The organism is Microcoleus sp. S13C4 (genome assembly GCF_036700865.1).
Taxonomy (GTDB): domain Bacteria; phylum Cyanobacteriota; class Cyanobacteriia; order Cyanobacteriales; family Microcoleaceae; genus Microcoleus.
Window position 1 is genome coordinate 20,975 of sequence record NZ_JAUBPS010000067.1, and the last position, 9,903, is coordinate 30,877.

At 46.9% G+C, this 9,903-nt stretch carries 7 protein-coding genes; 1 reads left to right on the forward strand and 6 read right to left on the reverse strand.

Annotated elements, in window-relative coordinates; translation table 11 throughout:
* Positions 1-122: 122 nt before the first annotated feature.
* The gene (gene gnd / locus QT996_RS22870; RefSeq protein ID WP_333049211.1) at positions 123-1,577 is read right to left on the reverse strand and encodes a decarboxylating NADP(+)-dependent phosphogluconate dehydrogenase; all 1,455 of its coding nucleotides are present in this window, start codon (positions 1,575-1,577) and stop codon (positions 123-125) included.
* Positions 1,578-1,870: 293 nt separating this feature from the next.
* On the opposite strand from gnd, the gene QT996_RS22875 reads away from it, so the two are divergent.
* Complete coding sequence (locus QT996_RS22875) at positions 1,871-2,293, forward strand: hypothetical protein (RefSeq protein WP_333049214.1); 423 nt, start codon at positions 1,871-1,873, stop codon at positions 2,291-2,293.
* Positions 2,294-2,332: 39 nt separating this feature from the next.
* Here the strand turns inward: QT996_RS22875 and QT996_RS22880 are convergent, their stop codons facing one another.
* The 5 genes from QT996_RS22880 to QT996_RS22900 all read right to left on the reverse strand — a co-directional run bounded on the left by QT996_RS22880 (position 2,333) and on the right by QT996_RS22900 (position 9,682).
* The gene (locus tag QT996_RS22880; protein WP_333049216.1) at positions 2,333-4,198 is read right to left on the reverse strand and encodes an ABC transporter ATP-binding protein; all 1,866 of its coding nucleotides are present in this window, start codon (positions 4,196-4,198) and stop codon (positions 2,333-2,335) included.
* Between the two features lie 297 nt (positions 4,199-4,495).
* Complete coding sequence (locus tag QT996_RS22885; RefSeq protein WP_333049219.1) at positions 4,496-5,683, reverse strand: Fic family protein; 1,188 nt, start codon at positions 5,681-5,683, stop codon at positions 4,496-4,498.
* Positions 5,684-6,147: 464 nt separating this feature from the next.
* Complete coding sequence (locus tag QT996_RS22890) at positions 6,148-8,484, reverse strand: glycoside hydrolase family 31 protein (RefSeq protein WP_333049221.1); 2,337 nt, start codon at positions 8,482-8,484, stop codon at positions 6,148-6,150.
* Positions 8,485-8,925: 441 nt separating this feature from the next.
* The gene (locus QT996_RS22895; protein ID WP_333049224.1) at positions 8,926-9,285 is read right to left on the reverse strand and encodes a group 1 truncated hemoglobin; all 360 of its coding nucleotides are present in this window, start codon (positions 9,283-9,285) and stop codon (positions 8,926-8,928) included.
* A gap of 175 nt (positions 9,286-9,460) precedes the next feature.
* Positions 9,461-9,682 (reverse strand): hypothetical protein, encoded by a 222-nt coding sequence (locus QT996_RS22900; RefSeq protein WP_333049227.1) that lies wholly within the window; start codon positions 9,680-9,682, stop codon positions 9,461-9,463.
* Between the last annotated feature and the right edge of the window lie 221 nt (positions 9,683-9,903).

Below are 9,903 nucleotides of genomic sequence, written 5' to 3' on the forward strand. Positions count from 1 at the left end.
AAACGACGCCATCACTATTTAACGACGAATATATTAAAATCTATCTCAAAAAAAAACGTCAAAACAATTTGCAACCCAGAGAAATTAGTAAGGTGCGCCGAAACGCACCCTACAGAAATTAATTAATCCGTAGTACCGGTTTGCAGCGACTCTTTAGCAGTCTGCGTCCACTCAGAGTGGAAGAATTCGCCGCGCGGTTTGTCGGTGCGTTCGTAGGTGTGAGCCCCAAAGTAATCACGCTGAGCTTGCGTGAGGTTTTGCGGCAATCTTTCGCGCCGGTAGCTATCGAAATAGTCCAGCGAGGCGCTAAATGCTGGCACTGCAATCCCCAGTTGGCAAGCAGTAGCTAACACGTCCCGCCAAGCCGATTGGCGATCGAGAATGCTCTGTTTGAACTCCGGCGCTAACAGCAAATTCGGCAACGTGGGATCGTCCTTGAAAGCTGTTTTAATCTTGTCCAAAAATCCAGCCCGAATAATACAGCCACCCTTCCAAATTCGGGAAATTTCGCTCAAACTCAAGTCATAGTTGTACGACTTCGAGGCGGCGCTCAAAAGTGCCATACCTTGCGCGTAGGAGCAAATCTTCGAGCAGTAAAGCGCATCCCGGACTTTGTTCACAAACTCTTTAGTATCACCTTGGTACTTGCCGCTAGGTCCCGTCAGTTCTTGGGAAGCTTTAACGCGCTCGCCTTTGTAAGAAGACATGATTCTCGCATTCACAGCAGCGATAATTGTGGGAATGCTCACGCCCAATTCCAAAGCACTCATTACAGTCCAGCGGCCCGTGCCTTTCTGACCGGCTGCGTCCATAATTACCTCAACTAAGGGTTGCTTAGTTTCCGGGTCAATGTATTTGAAAATATTAGCCGTAATTTCAATCAAAAACGAGTTGAGTTCGTCTGTGGTATTCCATTCGGCAAAAACTTCCTGCAACTGCTGGCCGTTCAATCCACCAACGTTTTTTAGCAAATCGTAGGCTTCAGCAATGAGCTGCATATCCCCGTACTCAATGCCGTTGTGAACCATCTTCACGTAGTGGCCGGCGCCACCGGGGCCGATGAATGTGACGCAGGGGCCGTCATCTACTTGAGCCGCAATTTTGGTAAGAATTGGCTCTAGTATGCCGTAAGCAGCGTGGGTGCCACCGGGCATCAGGCTAGCACCGTTGAGCGCGCCTTCTTCGCCACCGCTGATGCCCATGCCGACAAATCCCAGTCCGATCGATTCTAAATCTTTGGTGCGGCGTTCGGTGTCGTCGTATAGCGAGTTGCCGCCGTCAATAATCATGTCGCCCGGTGACAGCATGGGTTTGAGCTGGTCGATGACTGCATCTACGGGTTTCCCAGCTTGCACCATGACTAAGATTCGGCGGGGGGTTTCTAGGGCATCGACGAATTCTGTCAGAGTCTTGGCGGCTACAATGTTCTTGCCGGGAGCGCGTTTGGCCATGAAGTCGTCGGTTTTGGCTGCTGTGCGATTGTACACAGCCACGGAGAAGCCTCTGCTTTCGACGTTGAGCGCTAGGTTTTCGCCCATCACGGCTAGACCGATTAAACCAAAATTTTGCTTTGTCATGCTAATAACCCGCTGGTTGTTCCCGCTTGAGGATTGATTTGCGAGAGAGGAAAGCGAGGCGGGGTGTACCGCTTTCCGGTGGACTAAAAGTATTGGACAATAGACCTAGGAGGTTTAGGTTTATTTTTATATTCTCAGAATTGCTGTTTGGTAAATCAGTAGGGTTTTTTTAAGATTTAAGGGGTATTAATGACGCGGGCAGGTGATGATAAGGCAGGTATTATGTCGATCGCAGTAACGGTAGATACAAACAAGCGGACATTTTAAGGAAAATTGAGGAGACTGTTGTAACTATGGAAGATTTGCAGTATCTCGCGGCCTGGGTGAAGGAGCAACACGCTCGCGAGTATATTTTGACTTGGCTGCTGAGTCAACAGGGGCTCTGGTGGTCTGATGGGGATATTTATCAGGCCGTTTTGCAAAAGTCGGGAAAGCTTTTGAAAGCTTATGTTCAAAAAAGGCAAGCGGGAGAGTTATTTGAGGGAATTTCTGAGAAGTTGGTGGGAGATGATAATTGGGATGATTTGGTGCTGAGTTTAGGGCGAATTGTTGCTGTTTATCAAGAGGAATTGCTGAAGTTGCAAGAGCACGATCGCAAGGGGGATGGGCTAAAAAAAAATTTGATTAGCCAACCATTGACTGGGGATGCTTTGTCTCTTTTGGAGGTGCAGCAAGCTTTGCCTGATCCTTATGCGGATACGCTGACGGGGAGATAGTCAACAGTTGACTGTTGACGGTTGACTGCTGACTAATGACTAAATATAGCTGCTAGCTTGACGGGTGAACATTGAGCAGTAAATTCCGTTTGATGCTATCAATTCGTCGTGAGTTCCTATTTCTGCTATTTTACCGTTTTCCATGACGGCGATGCGATCGGCAATTTTTGCTAATCCCAATCTGTGACTGATGACTATGGTTGTTTTCCCGGCGGCTATTTGGCGGAAGATGCTGTAAATTTCGTGTTCTGTCTTGGGGTCTAGGGCGGCGGTTGGTTCGTCAAAAATTAGCACTTCGGCTGTAGAAAGCCGCATTAAGGCGCGGGCGATCGCAATTCTTTGCCACTGTCCCCCCGATAAGTCGATGCCATCTTCTAATTGTTTCCCCAAGGGTGTTTCTAAACCTGCGGAAAGAGTATTGACTTTTGCGCTAATTCCTGCTTCGGAAATAGCTTCGTTAATTGCGGTGTCATCTGAGAGTGAAAGCAAGTCGCCGAAACCGACGTTTTCGCGGACTGTGGAGGGGAAACGGGCGTAATCTTGCATAACGACGGCGATGCGCGATCGCACGTATGCTAGAGAGTACGATCGCAAATCTTTGCCGTTCCAGTCGATCGTACCACTTGTCGGGTCGTACAGGCGACCGAGGAGTTTGCCAAGAGTTGTTTTACCCGCGCCATTTTCACCAACAAGCACTAGCATTTCCCCCGGATTAATCGTTAAGTTGATATCTTCAACAGTGCTTTTATCGCTACCGGGATAGCAAAAAGATAGATGCTTAATTTCGATAGCAATTTTATCTTTTTTCAAGCCCGAATCTGGTCTGCCATCTGGTAAACTAGGCAGGCGAGATGCCACATCCACAAGCGGAGACTGCAATTCTGGCTTGAGTTCCAAAAGTTGAAAAATCGGACTAACGCCCAAGGAAATATCGTACAAATTAGTATAGTTTCCAATCAATAATTGCAAACTTTGCTCCACCTGGACAATCAAACCCGAATAAAGCGCCAAATCCCCCAAAGTATAGCGCCCTCCCAAAGCTCCCATTACCACATAAACAAATGGCAAAGCTACTCCTACTCTACTAAACACTGACCAGAAAAGTACAACAATTGCTCCTTTTTTTCGGATGCGTTGCATCTCGCTAAAAAACTGCAAAAACTGAGCCTGCCAGCGTTTGAGCCAAAGTTCCTGCAAGCCAAACAAACGCAATTCTTTCGCGTATTCTTCGCCCGTCAATACTCTAGCGGATAAGTTCATCTCGCGGCTAATTTTAGCTTGCTTTCTTTGAACTCTCCAGATGATTCTGCTATATTTTCTTTGGATGTAAATTGAGGGAGATGATGAAATCAGCATCAGCACTGGCACCCACCAAGCTATGGTAGCAGCAAGGCTAATAGATGGAATAAATATAAAAATTCCCGTGATGGTCATGCTGAGGGTAAATGCTAGTTGCTGTATTTTGGAGACTCCGGTTTTTGCGAGTTCTACAATATTTAATAGTTCGGGGTTTTCAAAGAGGGCAATATCGTCGAAATTCGCGACTTTTTCCAGGACTTTTCCTTCGACAAAGCCTTGAACGCGATCGCGCAAAGATGTCGCTGCAAAAGAACTCATTGTTTCGAGAGAGTCGCCGATTAACTTGAGACTTAAGACTCCGCCAATACTCCACAGCAATATTGGCCGGGAAAGCATCAAAGCAAAGGGCTGTGCTGTTTGGGTTTGCGATAGCAACCGAGATACTTCATCAATGATTAATTTATCTAAAAATAGCACGGCAGAGGGGGCAGCACCGCGAATGATGTTGAGTAATATTAAATTGCGGAGTTCTATTGGTGCGGCTTTGATTATCAGGCCCAAGCTGCGCCACAAAGCTTGGAATGTGGTAATTTGGATGGGTTGCATAGTTTGTGGGTAAGTGTCGGGTCTACTAGACCTCTCCAATAATTCTTGTGGAACAGACCGGAAAGCCTGTTCAAGACTGGCTGTTCTGGAGATGTCTACTGCTCGCCTCCCGTATATTATATAGCGGCTAAATGAGTTGTAAAATTAAGTTAGGGCAATCCCGCGTGGTTGCCCCGATCGAGGTAGGCACGGGGTACTACCCCTACAAACCTGCATGAATGATTTAGACTTCCGATAGATGATGAGTTGATTAATTGTAGTTGGCGCGCGCCTAAATTTGGCTATCTTAAAAAAAGATTAACTTTGAGTTGATGGGAGAGAATCAGATTTTTCTGGAGTGATTAATGTGTAGTTGCTTTCAAAAAGATCGAGATAGGGTTCGTAACGATAAAGTCTGTTGCGTTGCCAACCTGTGACTTCGCATAGCAAGCCAAGTTTGACAAATTGTTCTACGATTTTACTCGCGGTTGCGTAAGTACATTGCAGTTCATTTTCTACCAAACGAATATTTACGATAGGGTGCTGGAAAAGGACTTCTAGCAAGCGCAATCCATAACTGCTGGTGGAAATCTGCTGACCGATGATTTTACGGTGTTTTTCTCGCATTTCCAGAATAGAACGAGCTGTTGATGTGGCTGACTGGCTGACTTCAAAAATACCTTGAAGAAAAAACTTTAACCATCCTTCCCAATCTCCATGAGTGCGAATTGCCATCAGGCGATCGTAATACTCTATTCTGTGAAATTTTAGATAATGACTGAGGTATAGTAAAGGCTTTTGAAGGATTCCTTGCTGGCAAAGCAGAAAAGTAATTAGCAATCGTCCAATTCGTCCGTTTCCATCTAAAAATGGGTGTATTGTTTCAAATTGAGCGTGAGCTAATCCGCAATGAATCAGTACAGGTAAGGAATTGGTATCGTGCAAAAATTTTTCTAGATTATCGAGGGTGTGGTGCATTTCTGCCACTGTTGGAGGTACAAAAGCAGCAGTAGCAAGGTCACAGCCTTGAGGGCCAATCCAATTTTGACTTTTCCGAAATTCTCCGGGCGTGCGCTCGCTCCCTCGCACGTCTTTGATCAATTCTGCATGGATCTCTCGCAGCAAGCGCAGACAAAGTGGTAATTCTTGAAGCAGCTTTAAACCGTAGTTCATGGCGTTAACGTAGTTAACAACCTCCTGCACATCTTTAAAGCGTTCTTGACCTTTGACATCGATTTCATATTGAAGTACGTCCTCTAGGGTGCTTTGCGTCCCTTCAATTTGCGAGCTAAGAACCGCTTCCTGACGGACATACATCGCTACAAATAGGTCAGGGTTGGGCAAAATAGAGGTGGCACCGTCCAGTCTTCCCAAAGCGCGATCGGCATCAGAGAGCAAGCGGTTGAGCGCGCCGTCCATTTTGATCGGTGGCTTTGGGGGGAGTGGCGCTGGAATGAAGGCGCTGTATCCTTCGATTTGTTGGACGTATCGACCAGATCGCATCATTGGGTGGCTGAGGGACAAAGGTTGAGGTTTTGCTATCTTATGTTATTCCAGTGAAATAAGATTACCGGAGCAAGCTTTTATTATACTAAAACACTTTTTACTATAATAAAGATGCTGGACACCCCAACTCTTCGGCAATGCTAGAGAGAGATTATGGCTGCGATCGGATAATTTTAAAACTTTCAATCCCGCGATCGTCCACAATATCGTCCACAATCTTGACAGCAACGCGCTGATACTCACCGATTTCAAAAGGTAACGAGACAGTCCCTCGATCAGACTAAATTAAATCCTCATCAATTTCAGCTTTGAGATTGCGGGCTAAGTGCGACCAAGCACCCCTACCGGAATCACACGCTCAGATCGATCGAGGTATACGATCGCCCTTTCCATCTCAAACTCTGCCAGATCGAGCGATCGTCCTGAATGAATCCCACCATAGCATAAACCGCTTTATGCCAAAGTTATCCAAATGTCAAACGCCGCACCGTACCATCATCTGTAAATCGCTGTTCGCCAACGCCAACAACTTCCACAATAACTTCGCGTTCTGATATCAAAAATTGGCCCTCGCGCGCGGCAATTTCAACGATGATTTTTTCCTCTTCCAAATACACCTTGTAATTAGTCGTTGCCCAGACACCTTTTTCATGTTCAAAACTGTGTCCGTCGTCCTCATAAAGCGTCCATTCACCGCTTCCGGGCCAAATTCGCATTTTTAATGACTCAAGCGGTTCTTCGCTGACAAATTGCTTCACAGGTGCGATCGCAATTATGCCCCCTCCCCGCACGTAAAGCGGCATTCTCTCCAAAGGTGCATAAGCTAAAATGTGCATCGGGCCCTGATAGCATTCGCCCGTCCACCAATCGTACCAAGTTCCCTCCGGCAAATACACGGCGCGGTGTTCAACTCCCGGGCGGTAAACAGGTGCAGCCATCAGCGACGGGCCGAGCAATACTTGATCGTAAAGGTGATAAGTTGCCCGATCGCGCGGAAATTGATATAGTAACGGTCGCAAAATCGGTGTTCCCGTCGTCGCAGCTTCCCAAAACAACGTGTAAATATAAGGCAACAACTGATAGCGCAAATTCATGTATTCGCGGCAAATCTTCTCAGTGCGATCGCCAAAAACCCACGGTTCGTGTTGGGCCGTATTTATCGCCGAATGACCGCGCATCAAGGGATACAGCATTCCAACCTGCATCCACCGCGCGAACAATTCAGCGGTTGCATTCTCCGCAAAACCCCCGATGTCGCAACCGACAAACGCCACGCCGGAAAGCCCCATATTGCAAAGCATCGGTAGCGACATTTCTAAGTATTCCCACTGCGATAGATTGTCGCCCATCCATACCGACGAGTAACGCTGAACGCCCGCAAAACCCGATCGCGTCAGCACAAAAGATCGCTCGTTTGATCGCACTTTTTGCAACCCTTCGGAACAAGCTTTCGCCATCATCAACCCATACAAATTGTGCGTTTCCGCGTGGGTTGCGCCCTCGGATTCCGGGCCTTGCGGTGCATCCAGCGGAAACCAGATGTGTTGGTGGCCGTCGCCAAAAGGCCGTTCTGCGATCGAAGGTTCGTTCATGTCGTTCCAAATCCCCGCAACGCCCATATCTGTAAGGTTTTGGTGCAATTCGCCCCACCACTGGCGCACCTCTGGCCGCAGAAAGTCGGGAAACACCGCTTTTTCGGGCCAAACGTAACCGTGGAATAGCCTTCCCTCTGCGGTGCGGACGAAATAGTCATTTTCCACACCCCGATCGAATACTTCATAATCTCCTTCCGGTTCGTACTTGACACCGGGATCGACAATGGTGACAACCTTAAAACCGGCTGCTTTCAAGTCTGCGATCAGTTTCGCGGGATCGGGGAAACGCTTCGGACTCCAGGTAAAAATGCGGTAGCCGTTCATATAGTCGATGTCGAGGTGAATGACATCGCAGGGAATGGCGCGATCGCGAAATTGCTTCGCCAACTCCCGCACAACGTCCTCGGAGTCGTAGCTCCAGCGGCATTGGTGGTATCCCAGCGCCCATTTTGGCGGAAGCGGCATCCGGCCGGTTAACTGCGTGTAGGTGGCGAGAATTTGGGCGGGTTCCGGGCCGTAAATGATGTAGTAGTCGAGTTCCGGGCCTCTGGTTTCCATCCGCAAAACTCCCGGTTGTTCGGCGCCGATGTCGAATCGACTCCAAAATGTAGTGTTGAAGAAAATGCCGTAAGCGCGATCGGGATTCAGGGCGATGTAAAAGGGGATAGCCTGGTACATTTCATCGCTGAGGGAATTGTAGTCAAGCGCGTCTATTGTCCAGTTTGTCTTGACTTCGGAGAGTTTGTCGAGAAAGCCAGTGCGTTCGCCGAAACCGTAGAAGTGTTCGTCTGCTTCGATGCGTTTCCAGCCTGCGGTTGCGCCGGTGCGCCATCCCATACTAGGATCGCAGTCGCTAGCAAAGGGTTTTCCCGATTTGTCAAAGCATTCGATGGAAGTGCGATCGCGCTTGACTGAAATCGTTATTTGTGCTGTTTCAATTTCTATTGTTTCGTCTGTTTCTCGCACTTCAAATGGTGTAATTTCCCACTCTTCGTCAGGGACCGTTATTGATTGCGATCGGCTTTTGAATTCACCTGTCGGGGACATTCGCACTCTGATTAAATTCGGCGCGAGGATGCTGAGGTTTAGGGAAGTTTCGCCGCAATTAAAGTGAAAGGTGCGATCGGTTTTATTTATGGATTCTACCGAACCGATTGTTGACCAAGGCTGTTCGGTTTTTTGAAGTTTTCCGAAGTATTGCGGCATATACGATTTGGGAATTGGTAATTGGCAATTAGTAAACCGATCGTGCAATCCGCACTTAACTACCGTCATCTAGCTAAAGGAGGAATATAAGTTGTCAGCATTTCAAGTAAATTAACGAATGCCGTAAAATATACTTTAGCCATACTGTGGCTAGCCGAATAAGCTACTATAAAAAATGAAATAGGTATTTATAAACCCAGTCGAAAATAACTTAAACGCGCTATAAGATCGCTCGCGATTGATTCCCATAACTCATACGGGAGGTCAGTTAAATAACTCTAGCCATCTTCGCCTCAATTGTGAACTCTTCTCTTCCTTCGCATCTTCGCGGTTCATTATATGCGGCCAAAAACGAAGTGGAGCTTTCGCTGCACAATTACGAAATCTCCACTTTTATCAGTATTCGAGTGGCTGCAAAAACCCTCTTGTCTGTACTCGATCTTACTTGTACAAAACAGCCTCTTTCAAAGTCGCGATCTTACCTAGCGCTTCATCGAGATCCTCTTGGGACGCGCCGTGGGCAACTATTGCATCTGTCAAATGCTTCACAATCGCATCAAAGTGTTCAGGCTGTAAATTCAAACCTGCGTGGGCTTTCTCCATTGAACGACCTGAGTATTGCTTGGTGCCGCCGAGGGCATAAGAGATAAAAGCAGTTTGATGGCGGCGCTGCTTTTCCATGTCTGTATGATCGAAGAAATGGCTCACTATCTCGTCAGCCAAAACATCGCGGTAAAAATCATCCACCATCTCTTTAATGGCTGGCTCTCCACCCATTTTTTCGTACAATGTTGTTGCCATATCGTTTCAGCGAGTTGTTTTTTTTCACTTACTTTTTAAGTATAGCTGGCCTCTTTGCTTTTTTCACCAAGAGAAATATTAATTTAATCTGAAATAATTACTTAGTAAATGTTGTGACTGCTGGTATTTTTTAGATACCCTCTATTTGTAAACTTTATTAACGTTATATCGCCAGTTAGATATTGTCGATCGCCCTCCCAGCATTTTGACCTAATGCACGGGTTGCTTGTTTTAGCAAGATGTTTGCGAAAAAGTCCCAACACACATCTGTTTTCCAGCTAGCAAACTTAAGAAATTGGTGAGAAAACAGAGGCCGGATGCGATCGCGGAAATTAGGCCCGCCTCTGCAATTCCACAAGTTAAAATACATGGGCGATCGGCTGCTGAGCGGCATCATGTATAATGGAATTGCAAATATAATCGAATCACCACAACGATCGCCTGTATACTGATATTCTGCCGTTGCTAGTCGGTTGCGATACTTCCTGGCGATCGCCCGCAGTTAAGAAAAACCTTGGACTTAAGTACGCGGACTTAAATCACTGTAGTTTAGACTAAAAAATGATTGCAGCCAAAAGTAGCTGCCTTTGAATATCCGGCAAGCTGTTACTCAAAAAC

Coding starts and splice junctions, on each gene's coding strand:
- gnd (WP_333049211.1), bottom strand. CDS start 1,577: ATGACAAAGCAAAATTTTGGTTTAATCGGTCTAGCCGTGATGGGCGAA.
- QT996_RS22875 (WP_333049214.1), top strand. CDS start 1,871: ATGGAAGATTTGCAGTATCTCGCGGCCTGGGTGAAGGAGCAACACGCT.
- QT996_RS22880 (WP_333049216.1), bottom strand. CDS start 4,198: ATGCAACCCATCCAAATTACCACATTCCAAGCTTTGTGGCGCAGCTTG.
- QT996_RS22885 (WP_333049219.1), bottom strand. CDS start 5,683: ATGATGCGATCTGGTCGATACGTCCAACAAATCGAAGGATACAGCGCC.
- QT996_RS22890 (WP_333049221.1), bottom strand. CDS start 8,484: ATGCCGCAATACTTCGGAAAACTTCAAAAAACCGAACAGCCTTGGTCA.
- QT996_RS22895 (WP_333049224.1), bottom strand. CDS start 9,285: ATGGCAACAACATTGTACGAAAAAATGGGTGGAGAGCCAGCCATTAAA.
- QT996_RS22900 (WP_333049227.1), bottom strand. CDS start 9,682: ATGATGCCGCTCAGCAGCCGATCGCCCATGTATTTTAACTTGTGGAAT.